At 72.0% G+C, this 26,375-nt stretch carries 21 protein-coding genes; 9 read left to right on the forward strand and 12 right to left on the reverse strand.

All coding sequences use genetic code 11. The annotated features are described in order from the left end of the window. Positions 1-10: 10 nt before the first annotated feature. Positions 11-1,138, reverse strand: coding sequence for a hypothetical protein (locus JO379_RS03475; protein WP_209513791.1), 1,128 nt, complete (start codon positions 1,136-1,138; stop codon positions 11-13). 7 nt (positions 1,139-1,145) lie between these two features. Next, on the reverse strand, positions 1,146-2,093 hold the full coding sequence (locus JO379_RS03480; protein ID WP_209513792.1) for an alpha/beta hydrolase family protein: 948 nt from the start codon (positions 2,091-2,093) through the stop codon (positions 1,146-1,148). A gap of 151 nt (positions 2,094-2,244) precedes the next feature. Here JO379_RS03480 and JO379_RS03485 point away from each other — a divergent pair, with 151 nt between their 5' ends. Then, on the forward strand, positions 2,245-2,943 hold the full coding sequence (locus JO379_RS03485; protein ID WP_209513794.1) for an ester cyclase: 699 nt from the start codon (positions 2,245-2,247) through the stop codon (positions 2,941-2,943). Positions 2,944-2,983: 40 nt separating this feature from the next. Here JO379_RS03485 and JO379_RS03490 read toward each other — a convergent pair whose 3' ends face one another. Further along, positions 2,984-4,318: a cytochrome P450 family protein gene (locus JO379_RS03490; protein ID WP_307841886.1), complete on the reverse strand. Its 1,335-nt coding sequence runs from the start codon at positions 4,316-4,318 to the stop codon at positions 2,984-2,986. A 276-nt stretch (positions 4,319-4,594) separates the two neighbouring features. Between JO379_RS03490 and JO379_RS03495 the strand changes: the two genes are divergently transcribed. Continuing rightward, a complete protein-coding gene (locus JO379_RS03495) occupies positions 4,595-5,260 on the forward strand; it encodes a DUF4360 domain-containing protein (RefSeq protein ID WP_209513796.1) in 666 nt (221 codons plus the stop codon). A 116-nt stretch (positions 5,261-5,376) separates the two neighbouring features. Here the strand turns inward: JO379_RS03495 and JO379_RS03500 are convergent, their stop codons facing one another. Together JO379_RS03500 and JO379_RS03505 are read right to left on the reverse strand one after the other, a co-directional pair. Continuing rightward, entirely contained in the window at positions 5,377-6,489 is a 1,113-nt protein-coding gene (locus JO379_RS03500; RefSeq protein WP_209513798.1) for a WD40/YVTN/BNR-like repeat-containing protein, read from the reverse strand. A gap of 265 nt (positions 6,490-6,754) precedes the next feature. Beyond that, positions 6,755-7,414, reverse strand: a complete 660-nt coding sequence (locus JO379_RS03505; RefSeq protein ID WP_209513800.1) for an NADPH-dependent FMN reductase — start codon at positions 7,412-7,414, stop codon at positions 6,755-6,757. Between the two features lie 182 nt (positions 7,415-7,596). Between JO379_RS03505 and JO379_RS03510 the strand changes: the two genes are divergently transcribed. Beyond that, on the forward strand, positions 7,597-8,277 hold the full coding sequence (locus tag JO379_RS03510) for a hypothetical protein (RefSeq protein WP_209513802.1): 681 nt from the start codon (positions 7,597-7,599) through the stop codon (positions 8,275-8,277). 20 nt (positions 8,278-8,297) lie between these two features. Then, positions 8,298-9,353: a hypothetical protein gene (locus JO379_RS03515; protein WP_209513804.1), complete on the forward strand. Its 1,056-nt coding sequence runs from the start codon at positions 8,298-8,300 to the stop codon at positions 9,351-9,353. Positions 9,354-9,474: 121 nt separating this feature from the next. Here the strand turns inward: JO379_RS03515 and JO379_RS03520 are convergent, their stop codons facing one another. The 3 genes from JO379_RS03520 to JO379_RS03530 all read right to left on the reverse strand — a co-directional run bounded on the left by JO379_RS03520 (position 9,475) and on the right by JO379_RS03530 (position 11,364). Then, positions 9,475-9,939, reverse strand: a complete 465-nt coding sequence (locus JO379_RS03520) for a helix-turn-helix transcriptional regulator (RefSeq protein WP_209513806.1) — start codon at positions 9,937-9,939, stop codon at positions 9,475-9,477. 56 nt (positions 9,940-9,995) lie between these two features. Then, positions 9,996-10,406, reverse strand: coding sequence for a VOC family protein (locus JO379_RS03525; protein WP_209513807.1), 411 nt, complete (start codon positions 10,404-10,406; stop codon positions 9,996-9,998). 79 nt (positions 10,407-10,485) lie between these two features. Continuing rightward, positions 10,486-11,364, reverse strand: coding sequence for a hypothetical protein (locus JO379_RS03530; RefSeq protein WP_209513808.1), 879 nt, complete (start codon positions 11,362-11,364; stop codon positions 10,486-10,488). A gap of 309 nt (positions 11,365-11,673) precedes the next feature. Here JO379_RS03530 and JO379_RS03535 point away from each other — a divergent pair, with 309 nt between their 5' ends. The 4 genes from JO379_RS03535 (at position 11,674) to JO379_RS03550 (ending at position 16,420) form a co-directional block, all read left to right on the forward strand. Beyond that, complete coding sequence (locus JO379_RS03535; protein WP_209513809.1) at positions 11,674-12,684, forward strand: trypsin-like serine peptidase; 1,011 nt, start codon at positions 11,674-11,676, stop codon at positions 12,682-12,684. Between the two features lie 301 nt (positions 12,685-12,985). Then, complete coding sequence (locus JO379_RS03540; RefSeq protein WP_209518489.1) at positions 12,986-14,461, forward strand: M28 family metallopeptidase; 1,476 nt, start codon at positions 12,986-12,988, stop codon at positions 14,459-14,461. A gap of 129 nt (positions 14,462-14,590) precedes the next feature. Next, complete coding sequence (locus JO379_RS03545) at positions 14,591-15,154, forward strand: TIGR03086 family metal-binding protein (protein ID WP_209513810.1); 564 nt, start codon at positions 14,591-14,593, stop codon at positions 15,152-15,154. Positions 15,155-15,316: 162 nt separating this feature from the next. Beyond that, positions 15,317-16,420: a methyltransferase domain-containing protein gene (locus tag JO379_RS03550; RefSeq protein WP_209513811.1), complete on the forward strand. Its 1,104-nt coding sequence runs from the start codon at positions 15,317-15,319 to the stop codon at positions 16,418-16,420. A 17-nt stretch (positions 16,421-16,437) separates the two neighbouring features. On the opposite strand, the gene JO379_RS03555 is transcribed toward JO379_RS03550, so the two are convergent. Beyond that, positions 16,438-22,446, reverse strand: coding sequence for a WD40 domain-containing protein (locus JO379_RS03555; RefSeq protein WP_209513813.1), 6,009 nt, complete (start codon positions 22,444-22,446; stop codon positions 16,438-16,440). A gap of 59 nt (positions 22,447-22,505) precedes the next feature. Between JO379_RS03555 and JO379_RS03560 the strand changes: the two genes are divergently transcribed. Beyond that, positions 22,506-23,708, forward strand: coding sequence for an ArsB/NhaD family transporter (locus JO379_RS03560; RefSeq protein WP_209513816.1), 1,203 nt, complete (start codon positions 22,506-22,508; stop codon positions 23,706-23,708). Between the two features lie 81 nt (positions 23,709-23,789). Here the strand turns inward: JO379_RS03560 and JO379_RS03565 are convergent, their stop codons facing one another. From JO379_RS03565 to JO379_RS03575, 3 genes are read right to left on the reverse strand one after another with little or no spacing between them, the layout of a single operon-like run. Further along, positions 23,790-24,686 (reverse strand): inositol monophosphatase family protein, encoded by an 897-nt coding sequence (locus JO379_RS03565; protein WP_209513818.1) that lies wholly within the window; start codon positions 24,684-24,686, stop codon positions 23,790-23,792. Further along, a complete protein-coding gene (locus JO379_RS03570; RefSeq protein WP_209513820.1) occupies positions 24,667-25,359 on the reverse strand; it encodes a hypothetical protein in 693 nt (230 codons plus the stop codon). Before JO379_RS03570 ends, JO379_RS03565 begins: the two co-directional genes overlap by 20 nt. Before the next feature lie 7 nt (positions 25,360-25,366). Next, entirely contained in the window at positions 25,367-26,329 is a 963-nt protein-coding gene (locus tag JO379_RS03575) for a hypothetical protein (protein ID WP_245381364.1), read from the reverse strand. Positions 26,330-26,375: the final 46 nt, after the last annotated feature.

Raw genomic sequence — 26,375 nt, forward strand, 5'->3', positions numbered from 1 at the left:
CTCACGGGTCCTAGAGTGACTGGTAGACACGGATGGCCTCCTCCGTCGCCGTGCAGACCTTCCGCATGTAGCAGGCGCCCTCACAGGTTTCCGCTTCCGCCGCGCGCAGCACCTCCTGGACGGCCACGTCCACGAGCCCGGTGATGTCGGGGTCCTCGGCCGGGCCGCCCTCGGGGCGCGGCGGGGGGAAGTCGTGGAAGTACTGGTCGAAGAAGGCCCGCAGATCGGCGGGTTCGGCGGCGCGTGCCGTGTCCCGGCACAGGTTTCCCCTCAGCTCGTAGGGCAGTTGACGCATCGTCGGCCCGTATCCGAGGAGCACCATCCGCGGTGACTCGTCCCCGCTCACGGCGGCGTGTTCGTAGATGGCGAGGGCCAGTTGCCCGATGCAGTCCCAGACGTCGGAGTTGACATCGAGCTCGTCGCATTCGTCCAGGACCAGCCAGAAGTGGTCGTCGGCGGCGGTCGCCCGGCTGATCACCCAGTGCACGGCGTCGTCGATCGAGGGAAGGAGGTCGTTCAGTTCCGTCGGGTTCAAGGGGGAGATGCCCGAGCGGGGATCCGCGACGAACTCGGCGAGACGGCGGATCACCTTGTCCGCGGTGGCCGTGCGCGACAGGGTGACGCGCGCGGGCCTGAAGCCGCAGTGCTGGCCGACGTGCCGGATGAGGTTGTAGGTGTACGAACGCCCGCTGCCCTGTTCGCCGTCGACGAGCAGGACGCGCTTCTCGGGGTCCTCGACGAACTCGCGCAGGGTCCGGCGGAGCTGCTGGCGGTCGATGAAGGCCTCGGTCCCGTTCTTCAGCACGCAGGTGCGGAAGTGGTCCTGGGAGGCGTGGGCCCGGGCGTCCTCGCGCAGCCGGTCCCGGAACTCGGCGGCCTTGACGGCCTCCGGCAGAACGGCCAGCTCGTCGATGGCGGCCACGACCTCGAGCAGCTTCACCTGCCGCTCGATGCCCTTGCGCGACGCCGCCACCAGGGCCCGGGCGTTGTCCCCACTGACCGCTGCCAGCGGTAGCGCGCCAATGAATTCCGGGGAGAAGTCGTACAGGGTGAGCTGCGCATGGGGGTCGGTGGTGTCCAGGAGGTATTCCCGGACCCACGTCGTGACCAGGTCCCATTCCGTTTCGGCCAGCGGCATGCCACACCTACCCACCCGCGGAGGACTCGAACAACCGGCGGACCGGCTCCCGGACCGGTGGGGCGCTCAGATACTGGCTGATGCCGTGGTGGTTGGCGCTGTCATTGGTCACCAGCAGATCGGTGACCCGCTCCGACGGCGCGTACTCCTGCGCGAGGGTATGGTCGAGTGCCACCACGTCCCGCAGGTCGGAGGCGTTGCGCCAGGCCACCACGCCGGCCGGGACCGCCGGCGGCCGGGCCAGCCGGTCGCGCACTTCGGTGATCGCCAGCGGCGATCCGACGGTGACGAAGAGATCGACGTCCGTCTTCTCCTCGCTCAGCACCTCATAGGCGACGATGGTGCCGAGGCTGTGGCCGACCACCACGAGGGGCGCGCCGTCCAGGCCGTCCAGCGCGTCCTTCACCACCGCGCGGATCGCCTGTCCGGCCTCGCTGAAGAAGTAGGCGTGGACGTCCTTGAAGGTGTGTTTGACGAGCAGCCGGAACACCGGGTCGCGGACGATGCGCGGCAGCGGCAGCGCTTCGAGCGGGGAGAAGGGCCCGGTGTCCGCTCCGGCGTCCTCGGCCGTGCCCTCGGCGAGGGTGTCCGCGAAATAGGTCATGCCGCGCAGCCATGCGTCGAGGGCTTCCTCCCCGGCCGCGTCGGCGCCGGGCATGCCCTCGAGCCCGGGGCCCGCCTCGGACCGGGCCTGGGCGCGCACCTTCGCCACGAACTCCTCGGTCGGCTCCACGAGTGCGGTGACGGGCGCCTCGAGCTCCGCGTCCGGCGCCCCGTCCAGGGGGTCGGGCTGGAAGTCGGGCAGGGGCGCCTCGTACCGGAGGGAGGCCCAGTACGCCATGCGGGAGACGTCGGCCATGTCCTCGCCGAAAAGCGCCGTGTCCCACTGGGACTTGAGCAGTTCCGGACGGACCTTGTTCCCGTTGCCGTGGACGTAGACGATCCTGGGTCGCATCGTGCCTCCCGCGCCCCCACCGCACCGTTTTCCCGTCACTCTCAGTATTGGCCCGCCGGGAATCGACCGCCAACCCGAGCCGCTCCCGCCGCCCCGGCTACCCCCTGGTAGGGGGCCTAACATGGAGATATCACCCCGGAGGCGATGCCCCATGACATTCGTACAGATAGTCGACTGCAAGACCCGTAGGTACGACGACATGAACCGGCTCATGGACAATTGGCTCGAACTGACCGAGGGAAAGCGCACGGCCACCCACTCGGTCGTCGGCCGGGACCGCTCCGACAGCGACCACTACGTGGAAATCATCGAGTTCCCGTCGTACGAGCAGGCGATGGAGAACTCGAAACTGCCGGAGACCAATCGCATCTTCGAAGAAATGGTGGCGCTCTGCGACGGAATGCCGACGTTCACCGACCTCGACGTAGTACGCGACGAACAGCTCAACAAGACGACGGCCCGCCGTTTCTTCGAGGAGATAGCCGTCGGGGGCAACCTCGGCCTCGTCGACGAACTGTTCGCCGACGACTACCGCGACCACGACATCTCCAAGGAGGAGGAGACCACCGTCGGGTCCGACGTCATCAAGGCGGACGTGACCGGCTGGCGCAAGGCGTTCGACTTCGACTTCACGATCGACAGCCAGGTGGCCGAGGGCGATCAGGTCGTCACCCGCTGGACCTGGCGCGGCACGCACCAGGACGTCTTCATGGGCCTCCCCGCCACGGGCCGGACCACGGACATGACCGGAGTCACGATCTTCAGCTTCCGCGACGGCAGGATCCGGGAAGGCTGGTGGACCTACGATCTGCTGCGCGTGATGCGCCAGGTCGGCGTCGTCGAGATGTAGGCGCGACCGCGATGCGGGGGCCCTGGGCCGCCGCCCCCGCTCAGGCCGTGCCGCGGACCGGCAGGACGCGCGGACCGCGGACCAGCAGACCGGGGCGGTAGTCGAGCGCCGCCGGGTCCGCGGCGAGGGTCATCCCGGGCAGCCCCGCGAACAGCAGCGGGAGGGCGATCGCCGCCTCCAGCCGGGCCAGCCGCGAACCGAGACAGAAGTGCGGACCGTGCCCGAAGGCCACATGGGCCGCCGCCCGGCCGCCGTCGGACAGATAACGCCCCGGGCGGAACGCGTCCGGCGCCGGAAAGTACTCCGGGTCGCGATTGGCGGCCGCGAGGACGACGAGAACGGAGGCGTCGGCCGGTATGACCACTCCCCTGCCGAGTCCCCCGCCGAGCTCCACCCGCTCCGTCGTACGCCGCCACGTCGTCCCCTCCAGCGGGCTCGCGTGCCGCAGCACCTCCTCGGTCACCGCGGCCCAGCGGTCGGGCCCCTCCCGCCGCGCGGCGGCGAGTTCCTCCGGATGCGTCAGCAGCAGCAGCGACGCGGAGGCGAGCAGGTTCATCGTCGTCTCGTAACCCGCGAACAGCAGCAGGAAGGCCATGGCCAGCAGCTCGCCGTCATCGAGCCCGCCCTCCCCCGCGTCGCGGACCAGCGCGCTGAAGAGGTCGTCGCCGGGGGCCCGCCGCTTCCGCGCGATCAGCTCGGTGAAGTAGGCGTGCAGGCTGGTCCACGCCTCGTCGACCGCACCGGGCGCGAGCGCGTCGGCGGGTGATCCGACCCGGTACGTCCAGGTACGCAAGTCCGCGCGATCGGCTTCCGGTACTCCCAGTACCTCTCCGATCACCAGCACCGGCAGCGGGAAGGCGAAGGCGTCCACCAGGTCGACGCTCCCGTCCCGGGCGAGCCGCGCACCGGCCTCGGCCACCAGGTCCGCCGTCAGCCGCTCGATGCGCGGCCGGAGCGCGTCGACCCGGCGCGGGGTGAAGGCGGCGGTGCTCAGACGACGCAGCCGGGTGTGGTCGGGGGCGTCGGTGTTGAGCATGTGCCGGGCGAGGCAGCCGCGGGCGCGCTGCGCCGGGGAGTCGGGCTTGGGACGGCCCGCCGCACGCGGGGGTACGTTCGAAAAGCGCGGGTCGGCGAGCACCTCCCGGGCCTGCCGGTAGCCCGTGACCAGCCAGGCATGGGTGCCGTTGGCCAGGGCCACCCGCGCCGCCGGGCCCTCCGCGCGCAGCCGCGCGTAGTACGGGTAGGGGTCGCGCGCGAAGGCGGGATCTGCGGGATTCAGGGCGTCGGGCACCCGCTCATCCTCGCCCATCGCCGCCGTCCGGCCGACGGTGACCCCGGCCAGCACCCCGAGGGCCGCTCTGTGCGGTTCCCACAAAGCGGCACGGCGGGCCCGGCCGGATGTCTACGCCGATTTTCGGCGGTCGGCCGCCCGTGGCAGAGCGGCTGATTTCCCTTTGTGGCCCGGACGGCTTGTATTGACTTCTGTATCGCCCTGTGGAATTGATAGCACATTCGTCTGCGGACTCCCGCGCACCCGCACTGCCGCGTATCCGAATCCTCTCCGCACCCCCTCCGCACCCCTCCGCCCGAAAATCGGCCCGGCAGGTCCCGCGCGCCGGAGCACGGCCCACGCCTACCCCCTGGGAGCGCCATGTCCAGAGTGCTTGTCACGTGCAGCGCGATAGCGGCGTTATGCACCCCGGCGTTATGCACCCCGGCGTTGTCCACGCCGGCATCGGCCGCCGGTTTCCCCGCGCCGCCCGACAAGATTGTGATCGAGATCGCCACCGTCAACGGCTCGGGCTGTCCGGCGGGCACCGCCGCGGTGGCCGTCTCGCCCGACAACACCGCTTTCACCGTGACCTACAGCCAGTATCTCGCCCAGGTCGGCGTCGGGGCCAAGCCGACCGACTTCCGTAAGAACTGTCAGCTGAATCTGATCGTGCACGTTCCCCAAGGCTTCACCTACGCCATCGCCCAGGCCGACTACCGCGGCTTCGGGCATCTCGAGGAGGGCGCGACCGGCCAGCAGAAGGCGTCGTACTACTTCCAGGGGCAGTCCCAGACCACGACCAATGTCCACCCCCACAAGGGCCCGTTCCACGACAGCTGGCAGGCCACCGACACCACCGATATCGCCGCGCAGGTGTGGGCGCCGTGCGGGGAGCGCCGCAATTTCAACATCAACACCGAGCTGACCGTCTCCGCCGGCACCTCGGACCCGAAGAAGACCACGAGTTTCCTGGCGATGGACTCCACGGACGGTGCCATCAACACCGTCTACCGGCTCTCCTGGAAGGAGTGCCCGAGGAGGTGACCGGGCGGGCGCGCTGCCGGGCGGGCGCCCGGCGGTAGTTCGAGGTCGAGCAGCGGCGCGCGCCCCGCCGGAGGGTTCTCCGGCGGGGCGCGCGTGCCTTCGGTGGCCGGCCCGGGTCAGTCGACCCGCACTTCTTCCAGGCCCAGGTACATCACCTTCGGCTGGGCGGGGTTGAAGGCGATGGCGGAGATGCCGTCGTAGGCGTTGTGGGTCTTGGTGACCTTGCCCGTGGCGGCGTCGAGCCGGAAGAGGTCGGTGCCGTAGCCCTGGAAGTAGGTGCCGTATTCGAAGTAGAGCACGTCGGGGTCGACCGGGCTCGGGGCCAGCAGGGTGCCGTTGGTCAGCTTGGTCTCGGCCGAGTCGTCGACCACCTTGGTGAAGGTCCGGCCGCCGTCGGAGGAGCGGTAGAGGTGGCGCCCCTCGGCGGGCGAGCCGGGGGTGGCCTGGGCGAGGTCGAGGCCCAGGGCGTAGACGACCGAGGAGGAGGCGGGCGAGACGACGGCGTCGAAGAGGTTCGCGGGGCTGCCCGCGCCGGTCAGGCCGGTCGACGCGGTCCAGGTCGCGCCGCCGTCGGTGGTCACCGCCCCGCCGCGCACCATGCCGCCCGCGACGGCGTGGTCGAGGTCTGCGGGGTCGAAGGCGACGGTGTAGACACCGGTCCCGGCCTCGAACGCGGGCGTACCGACGGGCTGCCAACTCGCCCCGGCGTCCGTCGAGTCGTACAGCGTGCCGTCGCCGCCGGCCAGGCGCAGATGGCCGGGGCGTGACCGGTCGGTGCCCAGGCCCATGATGGCGGTGGTGGGCGCGGTGAGCGGGGTGACCTTCTTGCCGTCCACGCGGGCGAGATAGCCGCCGTTGCGCTCCCACGCGAAGGCACGGCCGCCGGGGGCGGCGGTCAGGTGGGTGAGGCCGGTGTCGAGGGTCGCGATCCGATTCCAGGTGCAGCCGGCGTCGGTGGAGCGCTGGAGCTCGCTGTTGCGGGTGGCGAGCAGCGTGTTGGGCGTGTCCAGGGCGACGAGGCCGAAGGTGTAGCTCGTCGGCTTGAGAGGGACGCTGGTCGGCGTCAGGTGCGCGCCGTCGTCCCGGGTGAAGGTGACGGCGCCGTCACCGGTGACGCGGGCGCAGGACGGGGCCGCCCAGGCGGCGGAGCCCGCCGCGAGGGCGGTGGTCGGCTGGGCAAGGGCGAAGACAGCAGCGGCCGTGATGACGGCCGCACTGATCCGCTTCATGTTCTCTCCCTTGTGGGGCACAGGCATGGCGCTGACGGCGTGGAACGACGTGATGATCACGTTCTAGTCGCCCGCGCCCGCGCCGCATAACGCCGCCGGCCGCCAATCTTGCTGTCCCGAAAGCCACTTGACGCAAGATCTACGCCACTCGGACCGTCAGTAACGCACCGGAGTGAGCCGTTCCAGGGCTTCGGCCACCCGTCCCGCGCCGCCCTCGGCGGCTGTCCGGCGGGCGGCGGGGCCCGAGGCCCGGCGGGCGGGGCGCTCAGTCCTGGGCGCGCTGGGTGACGGGAGCGTCCGTGCGGTCGCCGAGGAACTCGTACCAGCGCCGCTGCAGACACACATAGCGGGTGTCCGCCTCGACCAGCCGGAGGAACGACGTCACCGCCTCCGCCAGCCGCTCCTGGAGTCCGGTGTCGACGAGCGCCCCGTCGTCGGTGAACCCCTCGTGCGCCCGGGCGAGGCTGAACATGTCGGGGTAGACGCGGGTGCCGAGGTGTTCGAGCGGGATCCGCAGCGCCCACAGCCCCCGGTTGCCGCCGACCAGGGAGGGCGACGCGGAGACCAGCAGGGCGTGCTTGTCCTTGAACGGCTGCGGCCCGGCCCGGGAGACCCAGTCGATGGCGTTCTTCAGGCCGCCGGGCAACGAGGCGTTGTACTCCGGGGAGGCGATCACGAAGGCATCGCACGCCGCCAGCCGGTCCCGCAGCGCACGGGTGCCTTCCGGGAGCCCTTCGGCGACTTCGGCGTCGGCGTCGTAGAGCGGCATGGGGAACTCCCCCATACGGGCGAGTTCGACGGTGGCACCCGTGTCCCTGACCAGGTGGGCGACGAGCGACGCCAGTCGGGTGTTGAGCGAGTCGGCCCGCAGCGAGGCACTGAGCACCAGCACACGGGTCGGGGCGGGCGCGGCGTCGTCGGCCATGGCGAGGGAGCCTTCCTCGTACGAGCCCGGCCGATGGGCGGGCCTGGCGGCTGTGCGGGCCGTACGGGCCCGCTACGGCCTCATGATGGCGGGCGCGGGGTGGGCGGGCGACTCGGGGCGGTTCACATCAGAAGCTTGTCCGGTAGTCTGAACCGTTCTGACCTGGGGGTTTCGTGCGAACGATGGCGAATGTTGTGACGGCTGCACTGGCATGTCTGGTGGTCGGTGCCACCGTGGCCGGCTGCACCGACGGCGCCACCACCACGAAGGAGCCTTCCGCCGAGCGGATGCTCGACGACGCGAACGACACGATGAACGCACTCACGTCAGTGACCATCGACGGGAACACCACCAAGGCCGCCGGTGGTGGCTACTCCAACCATCTGACGACCGACCTCAAGGACCGGTGTGCGTCCAGGACGACCTGGGCCACCACCGGTGCCGCCCTCGAACAGGTCCGGATCGGCGCGACGGACTACGTCCGCCCGAATCGCACGTACCTCAAGCAGTGGTCAGGCCGGTCCATGACCGGCTCGAAGGACCAGAGCCGCTGGGCCAAGGTCCCAGCCGGCGAGGCGAAGGCGGGAGACGGTCTCGCCGAGTGCACGTGGGAATTCGTCTCCTTCGGCGTGGCCACGAAGGGCGAACGGACCGTGGTCGACGGCACCCCGGCGGTGCCGTTGACGGTGACCGACGAGGCGGACAAGGGCGGCTCGTACACCTTCTACGTCGCCACCGAGGGCAAGCCGTACATCCTCAAGGTCGTCTACAAGGGCACCGAATTCCACAGCACCACCTCGTTCAGCGCCTTCGACAAGCCCTTGGACGTGCGGCCTCCGGCCAAGGCCGACGTATTCCCGTGACCAGGGGCGGGGGAGGATGTATGACGGTCTTCACGTGTGCGCGGTGCGACGCTGTGCTGACCGCCCCCGTGACGCGGATCGCGCTTCCGGTCCATGCCCGCCACAGCTACGGACACGAACTGCTGCCCCCGCTCATGGACCCGGGAACGTACGCCGTCGACCCGGAGCCTTCCGGGCCGCCATGGCGGGCCTGGAGCGAGATCGCAGCGGACGAAGCGGAAGCCCGCGGTATTTTCGCTCCCGTGCACGCCCTGTCCTTCGGGCCACCGGGAGCGATCGTCGTCGCACCGGGCGACACCCGCGGCACCGTCCTGATCCCCGAGCGATGCGACGGCTACTGCATGGGACTGGACGGGAGAGACGGCCCGAACCTGGCGTGCGCGCACTGCGGGCAGGAGGTGGCGACGCGCATCGACGACTGCTCCTACTGGCAAGCGGTATGGCTCGTCCCGCACGCCGTGCGCCGCCTGGCCGCCGACGGCCCCGCCCGCCCGGCTGTCGACCGGGAGACCCCGGCACAGCAACAGGGCACGCCGCCCATCGAGCCTCCCGGGGCGTGGAGCCCCCGGTGGGAGGCTGCGATCGGGGCGGCGCTGGCGCACCTGCTGGCAGCCTCCGAGGGCGCACCCGTGGCCGTCCCCGAGGGCCTCGCCCTGGATGTCTTCGGCCGCGTGCTCGACGTGCTGCTGCCGCCGGGGCCGCCGGCGAAGCGAGCGGTATTGGCAGGTCCGGGCCTGCCTGCCCCGGACCCCGCCCCCGACATCGTCCTGGTTCCGCTGCATCCGCGGACGGGACAGACCTGGCGACCGTCCACCACCATGGAGACCGTGCCGTTGGCCGCCGACGTGTGGACGCATCTGGCATTCCCCCGTGAAGGACTGCCGCTTCCCGTGACAGGGCGCATGCCCGACGGCGTCCTCCGCGACGAACCACTGCCCCGGCATCCATGGGGGTTGTTCCGGCCCGACTCCAGGGTGTTCCTCCACACGCTGGCGCGACTGCCCGCCGTCCGGCAGCCGTGGCTGCGCCAGATCTACGACCAGGTGAAGGACCACCCGTACGACCGCCCCTTCTAGCCGGACGCGCGGGCCCCGTCCGGGGCTTGTACGACACCGCCGTAGCCCCGGAGCGACTTCGACCGGCTTCAGCGCCGTGTCGCCCACGTCGAGGTGACGGATTCGATGAAGGCCAGGGCCATCACGCCAGGTGCGGACCGGCGGTCGGCGCTTGTTGGTTCCTGACCGGTCTGGTCACCTGTTTCGCCACGCACGGCGGCATCCCCTCCACAGCGCCCGCCGCGCGGCGCCGGTAGGCGCTGGGCGGCATGCCGACCAGCTCGGTGAAGCGGGTGCTGAACGTGCCGAGCGATGAGCAGCCGACCGCGAAGCAGACCTCGGTGACGCTGAGGTCGCCACGACGCAGGAGTGCCGTCGCGCGCTCGATGCGACGCGTCATCAGGTACGCGTACGGCGACTCGCCGTAGGCCAGCCGGAACTGGCGGCTGAGGTGCCCGGCGGACATGTTCACTCCCCGGGCGAGCGCCTCGACGTTCAGCGGCTGCGCGTACTCCCGGTCGATCCGGTCGCGGACGCGGCGCAGGAGCGCGAGGTCGCTCAGGCGCTGCGCCGAGGTGCGTGCGCGCCCCCACGAGGGGTGACACATGGGTGAGCTCCTTAGGCGTCGGGCAGGCCGGGCAACCGGGCCGGTGACCGGGCCGCTCAGCGAAGCTCCTGGATGCGGACCAGGTTGCCCGCGGGATCACGGAAGGCGCAGTCGCGGATGCCGTACGGCTGCTCGGTCGGCTCCTGGACGACCTCCGCGTCACCGGCCTGCACCTTCTCGAAGGTGCCGTCCAGGTCCCGGGTGGCCAGCAGGATCCAGCCGTAGGTGCCCTTGGCCATCATTTCGGCGATGGTGCGGCGCTCGTCCTCGGTGACCCCGGGGTCGGCGGCCGGCGGCGCCAGGAGGATGGACGTGCTGGGCTGGCCGACGGGACCGACCGTGATCCAGCGCATCTTGCCCTGGCCGACATCGCTGCGGACCTCGAAGCCGAGGACGTCGCGGTAGAACGCCAGGGACGCGTCCGGGTCGTCGTGCGGGAGGAAGCTGGTGTGAATGGTGATGTCCATGACGACGATGCTAGGCGCGGCTCCCTGACCGCGCTTCTCGATTCCTGATCGATCCGGCCGCCTGTCTCAGCCGCCTGTCTCAGGCGGGACGGTGCGGCTCGCCGAACTCCTCGTCGGTGAACATGCCGAGCACCGGGTCCGGAGCGTCCGAGCCGGCGTGGCGGTCCCCGCACACGGGGCCGGATTCGCTGTCGGGGGTGATCCAGATCCCGGTCCACCGCGGGTGGCGGTCGGTGATGGGGGTGCCGCAGCCCGCGCACAGCACCGCCGGTACACCGTGATCGCCGAGCAACTGGGCGAGTCGGGCCGGCTGGAGCGCGGGGACATGGTCGTAGTGATCCGGCCAGCTGGACATGGTCAGCGAGCTGTTCCACGCGGCGGCATCGACGGTGTCGTCCCACGTCGTTTCCGGACCGACGGGGTGGAGGACGCGCCATCCGAAGAGCGGCATGCCCGCTCCGTGACGTTCCGGCTCCTCACGGAAGGACCGCAGAACAGCGGCGTTGTAGTCGGGGCACACGTTGCGGACCTCGGCCTCCAGGATCGGCCGGAGCGTCGTGTGGAGGGCATCCAGTGCGGTGAGCACTCCCGCTTCGAACCGGTCGCGTCCCGGCTCCCCCGCCTGATGCCATGCGCACAGCAGGACCTGCTCGAGGCAACCGCCGACGAAGACTGCTTGTTCGACGGCAGCGGTGCCGTCATCGGCGAGCACGATACGGTGGCGCATCATCGATCCCTCGATGCTGCCGATCCACTCCACGGGTTCGCCGGTCCGCGCAGCTTTCACTCCGTCGAGGGGGGCCGGGTACCGTTCGGCAAGGCTGCCGCGCAAGCCGGTGTTCTCCACCACGCGCACCACCCGGACCTCCGGCTCCGGACCTGGCCGCTGGGCGGAAATGGATCGTGCGGGGGCCTGCTTGCGGGGCGCCTTGGGGTTCTTCTTGCGCTTCTTCGGCATCGTTGCCCGTCCCTTCGCCATCTGGGCCATCCGGCCGGCTCACCTCCGCCTGCGCGGAGGGGCACGCGGATCGTAGCGGAGATCACGAGGTGCTCCGGCCGTCGCTCCCAGCGCGTGCGGCAGACCCGTCAGGCATTGGCTTGACGTGACCCTGACATTCAGTCAGGGACGTGGCACTCTGGCCCACACGCCCAATTCCCCGGCCCCAGCGCCGAATCCGCACCGCTCGCCTGCCCGGGACCGCATCAGCCGCGGCCCGGCCCTCCGGCTCGCGCGAACCCTCGCGCGACCACGGCGGAAGGAGTACGCGTGAGACGCCCCCACCACTTCGGAGCCGGCATCCTCTTGGCCGTCGGCGCCCTGCTCACCACCGGCACCCAGGCCGCGACGGCCGAAGTACAGGCCGAAGTTCAGGCCACCCCCACGACCGTCCGTACCCTCGCGGCCACAACCGCCGCACAGCAACAGGCCCGCGACTTCTGGACACCCGGCCGGATGCGCGCGGCAGCCCCCTTCGACGTCATCGGCCCCCGCGATCCGCTCTCCCCCGGCGCCGCGCCCGGCGTCCCGCAGCGGGCCGGGAAGACCTCGACCGTCGCCCCCACCGCACCGGCGGAACGCCCGGGGGCCGTCAACGGCTTTCCGCAGGGCGGTGGGCCGTGGAGCGGCGGCGGTGCCGTCCTCACCACCTCCGGGCGGGTGTTCTTCACCCACCAAGGGCGTACCGCGTCCTGCTCGGGGAACGCCGTCACCAGCCACAACATGAGCACGATCCTCACCGCCGGACACTGCGTCAAGCTCAAGGACAGCTGGCACACCAACTGGGTGTTCGTCCCCGGCTACCACGACGGCCAGACCCCGCACGGCACATGGGCGGCGGCCAAGACGCTGGCCACGGGCCTGTGGGCGGCGAGCGAGAGCATCAACTACGACGTCGGCGCCGCCGTCGTCGCACCGCTGAACGGCCGGAAGCTCGGCGAAGTCGTCGGCGGTCAGGGGCTGAAGTTCAACGGTGGTTACAACCGGCCCATGTACGCCTTCGGTTTCCCCGCCGCGGCCCCGTACGACGGCAAGCAGCTCATCCACTGCAGCGGGAACACCACCAAGGACTTCCTGTTCACCACGGACCACGCCATGACCTGTGACATGACGGGCGGTTCCAGCGGCGGGCCGTGGTTCGACTCGTTCAGCGAGACGACGGGGACCGGACTGCAGGCTTCGGTGAACAGCTTCGGCTACACCTTCCTGCCCGACAAGACGTACGGCCCGTACTTCGGCGACGAGGTCAAGAGCCTCTACGAACAGGCGCAGACAGCCTGACGGCGGACTCCCGGCCCGGTGGTCTCCCCCCAGGGCCACCGGGCCGGGTCCGTCCGCGTTCGCCCCTCATTCCCTCTTCCCCGAGCACGATGACCGGCGTATGGCGACTTTGTGTCAATCACCCTTCACCCCCTCCCCTGACCTGCGCGAACTCGTTACGGTCCCTTTCAACCCCGATCGTTGCCCGATCAGGATCCCGATCAGGATCACGGCCACGATCACCGCATCAGGGCGGCCACCACCGAAGGGCCCGCCCCTGCCCGGAAGGACCTCCGTGCGCGTACACCCCCGCCACCGGGCGATGGCGGCCGTCATCGCCACCACCCTCGCCACCCCCGTCCTGCTCGCGGCGGCTCCCGCCGACGCGACGCCCGCACACCCCGACCGGCAGCAGAGACAGGCGGAACAGCTCGCCAGGAAACTGGTCAAGGAGTCCTCGGGCAGGAGCGCTTACCGTCATCTCGAGAAGCTGCAGGAAATAGCCGACGACAACGGCGGCAACCGTGCCGCCGGCACCGCCGGCCACGAGGCGTCCTCCGCCTATGTCCACAAACTGCTGAAGAAGGCCGGATACCGGGTCTCCTACCAGGACTTCGACATCTGGGAGGCCAAGACGCACACCGAGAAGCTGTCCGTCGTCTCCCCGGACCCGCGCACGCTGAACGTCGCGGCGTTCACGTTCACCCCCTCCACACCGAAGGAGGGCATCCAGGCGCCCATCGCCACGGCCCGGGTGGACGCCACCCCGGGCTGCGAGGCGGATGACTACCGGTCCGAGACGTTCACCGGGAAGATCGCCCTGGTCAAGCGCGGGTCCTGCACCTTCGTCGAGAAGCAGCGGGCCGCCGCCGCGGCCGGCGCGATCGGCATCGTCGTCTACAACCACAGCGGCACCACCCCCGTCCGCGGCGGCTTCGACAAGCCGTCCGACGGCGTGATCCCCAGCGCGGGCGTCACCCTGGCCGACGGCGAGGCACTGGCCGCCGCTGCCGCCAAGGGCGAGGTCAAGCTCTCGCTGACGCTCGATCAGGAGCACTTCAAGAAGAAGACCCGCAACGTCATCGCCGAGACCAGGGGCGGCAACGCCGACCGTGTCGTCGCGCTCGGCAGTCACCTCGACTCGGTGCCCGAAGGCCCCGGCATCAACGACAACGGCTCCGGCTCCGCCGGTCTGCTGGAGGTCGCGCTGAAGCTCGCCGAGCAGACCCGCAAGTCCGGCAAGCAGCCCACCAACAAGCTGCGCTTCGCCTGGTGGTCGGCCGAGGAGGGCGGGCTGCTGGGCTCCAAGCACTACGTCTCCCAGCTCGACGACAAGCAGCGCAAGCAGATCGCCCTGTACCTCAACTTCGACATGATCGCCTCTCCGAACGCGGCCCAGTTCGTCTACGACGGCGACGACTCCGACCACACGGGGGCGGGCCCCGGCCCCAAGGGCTCCGCGCAGATCGAGCGGCTGATCAACGGCTTCCTCGACCGCAAGGGCAAGCCGCACGAGGGCACCGACTTCACCGGCCGCTCGGACTACGGTCCCTTCATCGAGGTCGGTATCCCGGCCGGTGGCACCTTCACCGGCGCCGAGGGCATCAAGACCGCGGAGCAGGCCGCGAAGTACGGCGGCACGGCGGGTACCGCGTACGACCCGAACTACCACCACGCCGGTGACACCCTGGAGAACCTGGACCTCAAGGTCTTCGACACCAACATCGACGTCATCGCGCACGCGGTCGGCATCTACGCCCACGACCTCCGCTCGCTGACCGACCCGGCCGGCAAGTAGCGCCCGCATCCCCCGTCGGCGCGGTGTGCGGGAGGAGAGCCCCGCACACCGCGCCGACGGGCCCTCCGGTGCCCGGGCGGCGCACCTTCCGGTGTCCTGCGGGAAGACCCCGGTGTTCTACTGGAAGACATGCGACTTCTCGACGCGTACGACAGGGCGATGAGGGAATTCGACCGCCGGGTGCACGAGGTGGACAAGGCGCAGTGGACGGCGGACACGCCGTGCACCGAGTGGTCGGTGCGCGACCTGGTCAACCATCTGACCGCCGAACATCTCTGGGCACCGTGGCTGCTGCGCGGCGCCACCCTGGCCGAGGTCGGGGACCGCTTCGACGGTGATGTGCTCGGGGACCACCCCCGACGCGCCTGGGACCGGGCCGCGGCGGCGTCCCGGGAGGCCTTCCACGCGCCCGGCGCGCTGGACGGCGAGGTACACACCAGTGCCGGCGCCGGCCCCGCGCGCGACTACGCGTGGCAGATGGTCTGCGACCTCACGGTGCACGCCTGGGACCTGGCACGCGGCATCGGCGGCGACGACCGCCTCGACGAAGAACTCACCCGGGCCGTGTACGCCGTCGTGGAACCCCAGGCGAAGAGCTGGCAGGGAGCGGGCATCTTCGACCCGCCCGTGGCGGTGCCCGAGGACTCCCCCGCGCAGGACCGTCTCGTGGCCCTTCTGGGCCGGCGGCCGTGAGGCACCGGCGGCGGTGACGACGGGCCCGGCGGCCCCGACCGTCCGGGTGGCCGGTGGACACCCGTCCGCGACGGGCAGACGATGGAGAGAGCCCCTGTCGCGCCCTCCGGCGCGCGGCGCCGGCCGATGGGCGCGGCCCGTGCGGCGGGAGTGTGACGGGACATGACCATCCAATCGGCGCCGGTCGACACCGATCGGCGGGACGCCTTCGTCGGACGACTGTTCGACGCGGGGATCGGCTCACTGGAGCTGGTCTGCGTATACCTCGGTGACAAGCTCGGCCTGTACCGGGCGCTGGCCGACCACGGCCCGCTGACCACGCGCGGGCTCGCGGACGCCGCCGGGGTCCATGAACGGTACGCCCGGGAGTGGCTGGAGCAGGAGGCCACCGCGGGCATCCTGGACGTCGACGACCCGGCCCGGCCCGCCGGGGAGCGGCGCTACACGCTGCCGCCGGAGCACGCCGAGGTGCTGCTCGACGGGGACAGCCTGAACTACCTCGGCTTCCTCGGATGGCTGGTCGGCGGGATGATGCAGCCGCGCACCGGTCTGCTGATGGATGCCTTCCGTACCGGCGGCGGCGTGCCGGCCGCCGTGTACGGCAGCGACATCCGCGAGATGATCGCCGCGGGCAACCGGCCCCAGTTCCTCCATCTGCTGGCCGGTGAATGGCTGCCCGCCGTCCCCGAGGTGCACGCCCGGCTGCTCGCCGATCCCCCGGCGCGCATCGCCGACATCGCCTGCGGCGCCGGCTGGTCGACCATCGTGATGGCCAAGGCCTACCCCAAGGCCACCGTCGACGGCTACGACCTGGACGCCGCCGCCATCCACGACGCCCACGCCAATGCCAGGGCGGAGGGCGTCTCGGACCGGGTCCACTTCCGGGCGCGCGACGCCGCCGATCCGGACATCGCCGGGCGGTATGACCTGGTCACCGTCTTCGAGGCGATCCACGACATGGCCCGCCCGGTCGATGTGCTCAGCACCATCCGGCGGATCACGGCGGAGGGCGGCGTGGCGCTCATCGCCGACGAGCGGGTGCCGGACACCTTCGAGGCGCCGGCGGACGAGATCCAGCGGTTCTTCTACGGGGCGAGCCTGCTGTACTGCCTGCCCACGGGCATGGCCGAGCAGCCGTCGGCCGCCACTGGCACGGTCATGCGGACACCCCTCTTCCGCGAGTACGCCCAGCGGGCCGGTTACGACGACATCGAGGTCCTGCCGATCGAGCACATGTTCTGGCGGCTGTATCTTCTGCGCCGCTGAGGAACGGTGCGCGCCCCTCAGATCGGGTCGTCCGTCGCCAGCCGCCGGACGCCCGGCAGATGATCGTCGAGCTCGCCGGGCTCGAACCGGCACATCCCCACGACGTGCCAGAACTCACCGGCTATGTCGCCGTCGTACTTGTATCCGCCCGAGGGCGCCAGCGCCGCCCAGCCGCCCGGCACGCCGATCAGTGTGGCGCGCGGTGTCGGCTCGCCCTCGGCGGGCACGCTCCACAGCCGTACGGTGCCGTCCTCGCCACCGCTGGCCAGCAGGGAGCCGTCGGGGCTGAAGGCGACGGCGAGGATCCGGCCCGTGTGGCCGGAGAGGCGGCCGGTCTCGAAGCCGTAGAGGGGGTTCCACAGCCGGATGACCCGGTCGTCGCCGGCCGTGGCCAGCAGCGGGCGGCTCGGGTGGGCCGCGGCGGTCCACAGCCGGCCCGTGTGACCGGTCAGCCGGTGCCGGGGCCTGCCGTCCCGCCAGACGATGGCCTGCCCGTCCCACGACGCGCTCGCCAGCCAGTCGTCACCGGGCCCGAAGACCACCGCGTAGACCCGGTCGGTGTGGCCGTCGAGCTCGGCGGTCAGACGGTGCTCGGTCAGGTCCCACAGCCGGACGAACCGGTCGTCGCAGCCGGTGGCCAGCCGGGAGCCGTCCGCGTGGAACGCTATCGACCGCACCCGCCCCCGGTGCTGGGCGAACGTCGCCACATGGGCGCCGGTGCTGCGGTACCACAGGCGGACGGTGTCGTCGTCGTTCGCGGTGGCGAGTACCTCGCCGTCGGCGCTGAACGCCTCCGCCCAGACGTGGTCGGTCTCGGCGTCGATCTCGCGCTGGTACTCGCCCGTGACCGCGTTCCACAGATAGACGTCGCCGTCGCTGCTCGACGTGGCCAGCACGGGGCCCGCCGGGTTGAACACGGCGGAGACCAGGCGGTCGTTGTGGCCGGCCAGCTCGCGCACGCGCCGGCCGGTCGCGGGATCCCAGAGCCGGACCAGACCGTCGTTGCCGCACGCGGCCAGGTGACTGCCGTCGGCGCTGAAGGCCAGGCTGGCGACCTTGCGGCCGTGGCCGCGCAGGATCCGCCGCCCCTGGCCCGTGGAGGTGTCCCACAGCCGCACCACGCCGTCGTTGCCGACGGTCACCAGCAGGGGGCCGGACTCCTGGGCGCCGGTCCCGTCGCCGGGGCGGAACCGGCAGGCCCAGACGGACCCTTGATGGTCCGGGGGGCGCTGGCGCAGTGGCACCACCGACCAGCCCTCGGGCCGCTGGGTGATCCGCCACAGGCGGACGGCGCCGTCGCTGCCGCCCGCCGCCAGCACCGTGCCCTCGGGGTCGAACACCACTTGGTACACGGCCCCGGCGACCTCCAGGGGTGCCCCGGCGGGGGTGCCGGTCACCGGGTCCCACAGGTGGACCCGGCCCTCGGTGTCGCCACTGGCCAGCAGTCGGCCGCCCGGGTGGAAGTCCAGGGTGTAGACGCGGCCGGTGTGGCCGGTCAGTTCGTGGCTCAGCCGCAGGGTTCCGGCGTCCCAGATCCGTACCGTGCCGTGGTCGTCGTCGCCCATGTCGCCGGTGGCCACCAGGGTGCCGTCCGGGCTGAAGCGGGCGCGGTAGACGGCTCCGCGGTGGCCCTCGAGCTCGCCGAGGAGGCGGCCGGAGCCGGTGTCCCACAGCCGGACGGACGCGGCCGCGTCGCCGGTGACCAGGAGGCCGCCGTCCGGGCTGAAGACCGCGGTGTAGACGGGGGCCCGGTGGCCGGGCAGCCGGTGGGTCACCGTCCCGTCGGCCGTGTCCCAGAGGGTGACGGTGCCTTCGGCGTCACCGGTGGCGAGGCGGTCGCCGGAGGGGTCGAGGGAGACCGGCCACACCCCGTCGGGGTGGACCTCCAGCCGGTGGCGGCACGTTCCGGAAATGGGGTCCCACAGCCGGACGACGCCGTCCGCGCCGCCGGTGGCGAGCACCCGGCCGCGGAACTTCACGGCGTAGACCCGACCCATGTGCCCCTGCAGGGTGCGCAGGGCGGTGCCGGTGGCGGCGTCGCACACCAGGACGCCGCCGTCCTCGCTGCCGAGGGCGAGGAGTTCGCCGCCGGGGCTGTAGGAGACGGGCTCGGGCAGCCGGCTGGTGCGCATGTCGAAGCCGTACGGGACGCCGACCGCGGCGGGCCGGAAGCCGGTGCCCACGGACAGGCCGGGCGCGATGGCGGCCGTGCTCAGCTCGGGGGTGGCCGGGGCGGCGGGGTCGAACTCGGCGTTGATCAGGGCCGCCTGGTGCCAGCGGCTGCCGTCGAGCCGGGCACCGCGCAGATCGGTCCCGATCAGCCGGGCGCCGCGGACGTCGGCACCGCGCAGGTCGGCGCCGGTGAGGTGGGCGTCGTCGAGCCGGGTGCCGGTGAGGCGGGTGTCGCGCAGGACGGCTCCGGAGAGGTCGGCCCCGACGAGGCTCGCGTCGGTGAGGTCGGCGCGGGTGAGGTCGACGCCGGAGAAGTCGCGGTAGGAGAGGTCCTCGCCGGCGAGGAGGGCGCCGCGCAGGTCGGTGTGGGCGGGCACCCGGAGCCTGCTGAGGATCTTGACGGCGTTGGCCCGGGCGGTCTCGTCGTCCTCGCAGGCGCGGCCCCGCGCCTCCGGGGCGGTGCCGTCGGCCAGTGTCCGTTCCGCCCATTGCTGGCACGCGCGGTGGTCGGCGAGGTCGCAGAGGAACTCGACCGCCAGCTGGCTCAGCGGTCGGCGGGCGAGCAGACCGACCTCGCCGCGGTCGCCGTGGCCGAGCCGGGCGGCGGCCTCACGGGCGACCAGCCACTCGACGACGGAGCCGTGGATGAACTGGAAGAGACCTTCGTCGGTGCGCACGAGAAGGCTGCCGGATCCGACGGCGTGCGCGGCCTGACCGACCGACAGCCTGCTGTCCGCCAGTCCGCTCAGCGCCTCCGCCACATCGGTCAGCTCGTCCAGGCGGAGGGCGCCCTCGCCGCTCTCCCACAGGCGCAGGGCCAGGGTCGTCACCGCCCGCCAGAGCTCGCGCAGACTGAGGCCCGGGGGGCTGCCGGGGTTTCCCTGGCCGCGCCGCTCCTCGAACCGGAGCCAGGAGGTGAACACCTCTTCGTACAGCCCGGCGGGGCTGAGGGCGCGGCCCGCGCCCGCGACCGCGCGCAGCCGTTCGTGGTCGAGGTCGGCGACGAAGCTGAGCAGGCGGGGATTGCGGCAGAGGGCGAACAGGTCGGGGATGCCTTCCAGCAGGCGGACCCGGCGGTCGGCGGCGTGCTCGTCCCCGTAGCGGTTCACGAGATAGGTGCGGATCTGCTGCGGGGAGAACTCCTGCAGCGCGAGGACGCGGCGCTGCGGGAGCAGCCCGACGCGCTCGCCGAGCGCGGTGAGCACCTGGGCCTGGGATCTGAAGTGCTGGGTGCGGCTGCTGACGACGATCTTGGCGCTGTCCACCGCGGCGTCGAGCAGCACCTGGAGGTGGTCGGCGGCCCGGTCGTAGCTGACCTGGTTGACGAGTTCGTCGAAGCCGTCGAAGAGCAGGACGATGCGGCCCTGGCGGAGCATGTAGCGGAAGGCGCGCAGGTCGATGGTGTCGACGCCGTGGCTCGCCAGGTGCGCGGCGACGAGCCCGTCGAGGGTGTGGGCCTTGTCGAGGGCGCTCAGCTGGATCAGCAGCGGGACCAGGTGGGGCAGTTCCTCGGGGAGGCGGCGGGCCAGCTCGCGCAGGGCGAAGGTCTTGCCGTGCCCGAAGTCGCCGAGGAGCAGCACGAAGCGGCCGTGGTCGGCTTCGAGCAGCCGCAGGAGGTCCTCCACGAGTCCGTCGCGCTCGGCGCCGCCGAGGCGCTCGATCTCGCGGTAGCGCTGGGGGAGGTAGAGGCCCGGCTGGTACTGGAGGTCGGTGCTCAGCCGTTCGGTCTGGGCGGCCACATAGCCGCGCAGGTCGAGGAGGCCTTGGAATTCGGTGAAGCTGCGGATGAGGACGCCCCGGCGGCGGGCGCGCTCGCGCAGTTCGCGCGGGGGTGGTGGGCCGTCGTGGACGAGCTCGGCGTCGGGCTCGGTGTCGGAGGCGTAGATGTGGTCGATGAAGCGGTCGATGTCCTCCGCGTGGGGGGTGCCGACGCAGACGGCCACCCGCTGCTGGCGGACGAAGCCGGATTCGGTCCAGGTGGCCAGCAGTCCCGGCACGTCGCCGGGGATGCGGCGCAGTTGGACGCCCTCGTGCCGGATGCGGCAGACGTCGGCGACGCGTGCGACGAGGGCGTCGAGCGGGCCCTCGACGGTGCGGGCCTCCGGTCCGGCGACGGTCTGTCCGGCGCCGTCCTCGTCGGCCGGTGTGCCGGGGGTGGCACCGGCGGCCGCGGGTGCTTCGGTGCCGGGGGCGGGCGGTGGCTGCGGCGGCCCGAAGGCACGCCGGGCGCCGCGCCACTCGGAGGCGTAGGCCCAGGGTTCCCGGCCGGGGCGCTCCGGCCAGCGGGTGAGGCCGTCGCGGGTGAGGCGAAGCAGTTGGTGCCGGGCGGGGGCGGCGGCGCCGAGGACGGGGAGTTCCCCGGAGGCGAGGGGCAGCGCGGCGGCGGTGGGCGAGGCGTCGGCGGCGCGGGGGTCGCCGGCGGGGCCGTGCAGCAGCAGATGCAGCCGGGGGCCGGTGAGCCGGGCGAGCACGTCGCTGTCGCGCAGGGGCGCGGTGCCGGGGCGGCGGCCGCCGACGCCGGGACCGCCTTCGGGGCCCCGGCGGGGGCCGAGGCCGCTCTCGCGTGCCGGGACCGGGGCGGCGCCGTCGAGCGGCCGCAGGGCGCCCGGCGGATGGCGCAGGGCGCCGATGCGCAGCCAGCCCTCCTGTTCGTACGGGCGCAGGGCCTGGGCGAACCAGGCCGCCTGTTCGGGGCCGAGCCAGCCGTACTGGTCGTCGGGCCGGTGGCTGTAGGCCATCGAGGAGTTGATGCCGGCGACGACGGTGCGCAGGGCGGGGACGGGGAAGAGGGTCCAGGGCTGGTCGCTGTCGAAGACGGCGTCGAGGCCCTGGTAGAGCTCCTGGAACAGCCGGGCGTAGTGGCGCCACTTGGGCCAGTACGGCGGCCGGGGCTGCATCTCGTCGGCTTCGCAGGTGCTGAAGTAGGCGCGGCAGGCGGCCTGGCTGACGTCCTGCCCGCCGGGTACGACCGCGAGCCGGTCGGCGGCGAGGCCGAGCCGGGAGCGCAGTCCGGTCAGGAAGGTCAGCGCCTGGTCGCATTCGCGGGGGCTGCCGGAGGCGGTGAGATCGCCGGTGACGACGAGGAGGTCGGGCGCGGGGGCGCCGGCGTCGGTGAGCTCGACGAGGTCGCCCCAGACGGCGGCCTGGAGTTCGGCGGGGTCGGCGCCGCGGCCGAAGCCGGGTCCGGCCAGGTGGAGCACGGAGACGGCTTCCCGGTGGTGGTTCTCCTCGGCGGCCTGCGGGTAGCCGGGCGGGCTCGCGGGGCGCCGGCGGCCCGCCCAGCCGGGGCTGCCGAGCTGCCGGTCGGAGAGCGGGCGCGGGATGCTCGCGATGGCACCGGGGGCCCCGGGGCCGGCCCCGGGGGAAGCGGTCGGGCCGCCGGGGAAGCCGGGGTGCTCGGCGGGCCGGGCCCGGCCGTCCAGTGCCTGGCCGACGCGGGTGAGCAGCAGATCGCGGGCGGCGGCGGTGTCATGGACGGCGACCAGGTCGACGTAGGTGATCGTGGCGAGCAGGCCCTCGACCGGGATGTCCTCGACGCGGACGGTGATCAGTCTGCGCTCGGGGGCGTCGGGGTCGGCGCGCAGCGCGGCCTGCCACTCCATGCGGCCGTAGCGGGAGCGCTCGTAGTGGCGGGAGAGGACGGCGATGACGGCGACGGACTCGCTGACGCCGCGGTCCATGAAGTCGACGAAGTTCGTCCCCGGCACGAAGTCCCAGGCCTGGATGACGGTGCGGTACCCGGCTTCCTCCAGGGTCCACGCTATCCAGGCCGCCCAGCGCTCGTCGGCCGGCGAGTAACTGATGAAGAAGTCCAACGGCCGCTGCTGTCCCGCGAGTTCCTGGCGTAGGACCATGCACCCCATCCTATGCGTCAGGTCACTCCCGGTCACCGCTTTCGTGCGAAGTGTGTGCGATGCTCTTGTCCGTGCGCGCCATACATCGTCTGCACGCGTTGGACTGGATGGCCGGGGGGGTGCTGGCCTGCGGTCTGCTCTGCCTTGCCACGGGGCTGCTGCCGACGGAGCCGGCCGGGGACGCGATGGTCCGCATCATTCCGCTGCTGGCGTTCCTCGGCACGGTCATCGTGCTCGCCGAACTGACGAGCCGGGCGCAGGTGTTCGACGTCGTGGCGTCGGCGGTGGCACGCGCCGGGCGCGGGAGCTATCCGGCGCTGTTCGTCCTGTGCGTGGTGTTCGCCTCGGTCACCACCATCACCCTCAATCTGGACACGACGGCGGTGCTGCTGACACCGGTCATGCTGGCGCTGGCCTCGCGGGTGGGGATCGCGGCCGTGCCGCTCGCGATGACCACGGTCTGGCTGGCCAATACGGCGAGCCTGCTGCTGCCGGTGTCGAATCTGACGAATCTGCTGGCCGCCGACCGGGTGGCGCTGTCCCCGGCGGGCCTGGCCGCGCGGATGTGGGTGCCCCAACTGGTCTCCATCGCGGTGACGATGGTCTGTCTGTGGCTGTTCTTCTGGCGGCGCGGCAGGCGCGGTGCGGACGGTTACGTGCCACCGGCCGCGCACCGGCCCGCCGACCGGGTGCTCTTCCGGGTCTGTGCTCTGGCCTGTGCGGGCTTCCTGCTGGCCATACTGCTCGCCGACATCCCGCTGTGGATGGCGTCGGCGGCGGCGGCCCTGGTGGCGGCCGCGGCCTTCGCGGTGCGGCAGCGGTCCGCGCTGCGGGTGTCCTTGATCCCGTGGCGGCTGCTGGTCCTGGTGCCGGGGCTGTTCCTGGTGGTGGAGACGGTCAACGTCAACGGTCTGCACGACGCGCTGTCGGCGGCGATGGGGACGGACGGCGGGCTGCTCGGGCTGTTCCGGGCGGGGGCGGTCGGCGGCGGGATGTCCAACGTGCTGAACAATCTGCCGGTGTACCTGGCGGCGGAGTCGGCGGTGCCGGTGGGCAACCACGATCAGTTGCTGGCCCTGCTCATCGGCACCAATGTGGGCCCGGTGGTGACCCCTTGGGCCTCACTGGCCACTCTGCTGTGGTTCGAGCGCTGCCATGCCCAGGGGGTCAGGGTCTCGCTGAAGGTGTTCCTCGGCACCGGCGCGGTGCTGGCGGCCTGTGCCGTCCTGGCATCCGTGGCGGCGCTCGCGGCGACGCGCTGAGCTAGCCCGGCAAGATCCACCAGACACGTCCTGAGGCCTGGGAGGCCCCTCAGCGCCCGCCGTCGGCCGTGCTCGCGCCGATCACCCGGCCCGCCCGACCAGGTCCAGGAGGTACGGGAGGTCCCCGGGCCGGCCCGCGACGAAACTGCGGTCGGTGTCCGGGCCCGTCACACCGGGACGGAACGGCCCCCCGTCCAGGGCCCGGATCTCCAGCCCCGCCTCGGCGGCCAGCAGGGCGCCGGCGGGCAGGTCGATGGCCTCCGCGCGATAGCCGACGAAGCCGTCGATGTCGCCGCGGGCGAGCATGGACCACGTCAGCAGCGGCGCCCAGAGCTGGAGCAACCTCCGCGAGCGGGCCTCCAGCACCTCCTTCAGACCGTGGGCGGCCCGGTCGTCGCGCGCCACGCCGTGGCCCTGGGTCCAGGCGAGCAGGGGCCCGGCGGGCGACAGCGGGCGGGCGGGGCAGCGCATCCGCCCGTGCGGCCCGTAGGCACCGCGGCCGGTCAGGGCGGTCCAGGTCCGGTCGGTGACCGGATCGTGCACGACGCCGACCACGGGTGCGTCGTCGACGCACAGGGCGATGCCGACGACGTAGGCGGGCAGCCCGATGACGACGTTGTTGCTGCCGTCGAGCGGGTCCACCAGCCAGGTGCGGCGCGGGGCCCCGTCGGCGGCGTCGCCGTCCAGCGTGCCCGCCTCCTCGGCGAGGATCCGGTCGTGCGGGAAGCCGTCCCGGATCCGCCCGACGACCAGGCGCTCGGCCATCAGATCGAGTTCGGTGACCACATCGCCGTGGTCCCCCTTGGCCCGGATGCCGTAGTCGTCCTGGAAGCGCGAGCGCAGCAGCGCGCCCGCTTCCCGCGCGGCGGCGACGGCCAGTCGCCGCTCGGCCGTGAACGGCCCCGCGAACTCCCCGTCGAGGGCGTCCGGGCCGTGGGCCGCGGCCCGGCCTTCGGTGCTATCGGTGATGAGGCGCATCGATCCTCCTGAGGACAGTGCGGGCTGTCCGGGCCGTCTGAGCGGCGTCGCATGTCTGTCGTACCACCCGGTGACCCCGGCCATGCACCGGCCCGAGGGAGAGGTCGAAGCGCCCGGGTCGTGAACGGCCGAGCAGCAGGGTGGCGGCGGTGCTGCCGCGCGGGATGACGGAGGTGTGGAACTCCCCTGCCGGAAGGGTGTAGATCTCCCCTCCGACGAGGGTCTGTTCGGGGCCGGGCTCGCAGCTCACCAGGCGCGAAGTCGGCCTGATGTCGTCCACCCCGGCGGGATCGCTGCGCACCTCGAAGACCCGGTGGGTGGGGACTTCCGGGTCCTCGCGCACCCGCACCCGCAGATTGCCCACGCTCCCGTACAGCACACAGCTGGTCAGTTCCCAGCTGTGCGAGTGGACGGGCGGGGCGGTCGGTGCCGGGTCCGGACCGGTCGTCGTGCCGGGGACGTTCGTACCGAAGACGTGCAGACAGACGCCGCGGTCGCCGTCGCGCTCCACGGGCAGGCAGAGGAAGCCGAGCGGGTGGCGGACGGCGTACAGCTCGCGCCGCCCGGAGGCGATCTCGTCGAGGGCCGAGGCGGCCGCGTCGAACAGCCCCGCCACCGCCACGCTTCTGTCCACGGTCCGTTCGAACAGCCGGTAGTCCACGGGTTTGCGCACTCGAGGCTCACCTCCGGTACGGATTCTCCGGGTGCAGCGCCTTGTCGATGATGTCGCTGACGTCCCGGTCGGTGAACGCGGCGGGGAGGGGCAGCCCGAGCCCGTCGAAGAGCCGGTACACCTCGTCGACCGTCGGCTCCTCGCCGAGGGGTTCGGTGCGGATCAGGTCGAGGGTGACCGCCTGCTCCCGGCTCTGGTGGAGTTCGGTGACGTAGTAGTCGTAGAGCGGCCGGTTCCGCTCGACCAGCAGATTGACCCGGCGGGGGTCGTCCTGAGTGATGATCAGGCAGGACGCGGACAGGTCGAAGCGCAGGGTGGGCACGACGGAGGAGAGGTGGACACCGATCTCCAGGGTGTCCAGCCGCTGCCGGTACCAGCAGGCGGCGAGCACCGTGGCGAAGGACTCCTTGCGGGTCCGGTCGGCGCTCCAGGCATCGGGCGGTACGACGTCCAGCCGGTGGGCGAAGGTCTGCCGGAAGCGGGCGTACGCCGCACACGCCTGCTCGTCGGCCGGGTTGACGATGTCGATCTTCATGGAGAGGGAGCGGCGCTGCCGCTGCGCCTCCCGGACGCAGACCGGCAGGGTCACGGCGCGCAGATACGTACCGGTGCCGCCCTTGAAGATCCAGTGGTCGGTGTTCTGGCGCGCCTGCTCCAGGGCCCGTTCGAGCTCGGCGCCGGACAACGAACGGACCATGGTGAGGTCTTCGAGCGCGTGCCGGGTGCCGGTGGTCGCCTCGCGGATGTCCGCGATCCGCCGTCGTCGCTCGGTCAGCGTCCCGAAGACGAGCGCGGCCAGGACCAGCAGGGTCGCGCCGGAGGTGACGTTGTCGTCGACGTTCTGGTCGAAGATGTCCAGCAGACCGATGATGAGGGCGGCGCCGGTGGCGACGACGCCGTCGAGGTTCTTGATGGTCCAGGAGACGGCCTTCTCGACCCGGCCCCCCGGATCCGTGGTTCTGCGCGCCACTGCCCCACCTCTCCCCCGGATACCGGTCATGGTAGGAGGGGACGGA

The sequence above is a fragment of the Streptomyces syringium genome, from assembly GCF_017876625.1.
GTDB lineage: Bacteria > Actinomycetota > Actinomycetes > Streptomycetales > Streptomycetaceae > Streptomyces > Streptomyces syringius.

Bases quoted from the DNA above. Each gene is read 5' to 3' on its own strand.
- JO379_RS03500 (WP_209513798.1), bottom strand. From the start codon at position 6,489: ATGAAGCGGATCAGTGCGGCCGTCATCACGGCCGCTGCTGTCTTCGCC.
- JO379_RS03505 (WP_209513800.1), bottom strand. From the start codon at position 7,414: ATGGCCGACGACGCCGCGCCCGCCCCGACCCGTGTGCTGGTGCTCAGT.
- JO379_RS03545 (WP_209513810.1), top strand. From the start codon at position 14,591: ATGCGACTTCTCGACGCGTACGACAGGGCGATGAGGGAATTCGACCGC.
- JO379_RS03515 (WP_209513804.1), top strand. From the start codon at position 8,298: ATGACGGTCTTCACGTGTGCGCGGTGCGACGCTGTGCTGACCGCCCCC.
- JO379_RS03480 (WP_209513792.1), bottom strand. From the start codon at position 2,093: ATGCGACCCAGGATCGTCTACGTCCACGGCAACGGGAACAAGGTCCGT.
- JO379_RS03525 (WP_209513807.1), bottom strand. From the start codon at position 10,406: ATGGACATCACCATTCACACCAGCTTCCTCCCGCACGACGACCCGGAC.
- JO379_RS03540 (WP_209518489.1), top strand. From the start codon at position 12,986: ATGGCGGCCGTCATCGCCACCACCCTCGCCACCCCCGTCCTGCTCGCG.
- JO379_RS03560 (WP_209513816.1), top strand. From the start codon at position 22,506: ATGCTCTTGTCCGTGCGCGCCATACATCGTCTGCACGCGTTGGACTGG.
- JO379_RS03495 (WP_209513796.1), top strand. From the start codon at position 4,595: ATGTCCAGAGTGCTTGTCACGTGCAGCGCGATAGCGGCGTTATGCACC.
- JO379_RS03565 (WP_209513818.1), bottom strand. From the start codon at position 24,686: ATGCGCCTCATCACCGATAGCACCGAAGGCCGGGCCGCGGCCCACGGC.
- JO379_RS03510 (WP_209513802.1), top strand. From the start codon at position 7,597: ATGGCGAATGTTGTGACGGCTGCACTGGCATGTCTGGTGGTCGGTGCC.
- JO379_RS03485 (WP_209513794.1), top strand. From the start codon at position 2,245: ATGACATTCGTACAGATAGTCGACTGCAAGACCCGTAGGTACGACGAC.
- JO379_RS03530 (WP_209513808.1), bottom strand. From the start codon at position 11,364: ATGCCGAAGAAGCGCAAGAAGAACCCCAAGGCGCCCCGCAAGCAGGCC.
- JO379_RS03475 (WP_209513791.1), bottom strand. From the start codon at position 1,138: ATGCCGCTGGCCGAAACGGAATGGGACCTGGTCACGACGTGGGTCCGG.
- JO379_RS03520 (WP_209513806.1), bottom strand. From the start codon at position 9,939: ATGTGTCACCCCTCGTGGGGGCGCGCACGCACCTCGGCGCAGCGCCTG.
- JO379_RS03550 (WP_209513811.1), top strand. From the start codon at position 15,317: ATGACCATCCAATCGGCGCCGGTCGACACCGATCGGCGGGACGCCTTC.
- JO379_RS03555 (WP_209513813.1), bottom strand. From the start codon at position 22,446: ATGGTCCTACGCCAGGAACTCGCGGGACAGCAGCGGCCGTTGGACTTC.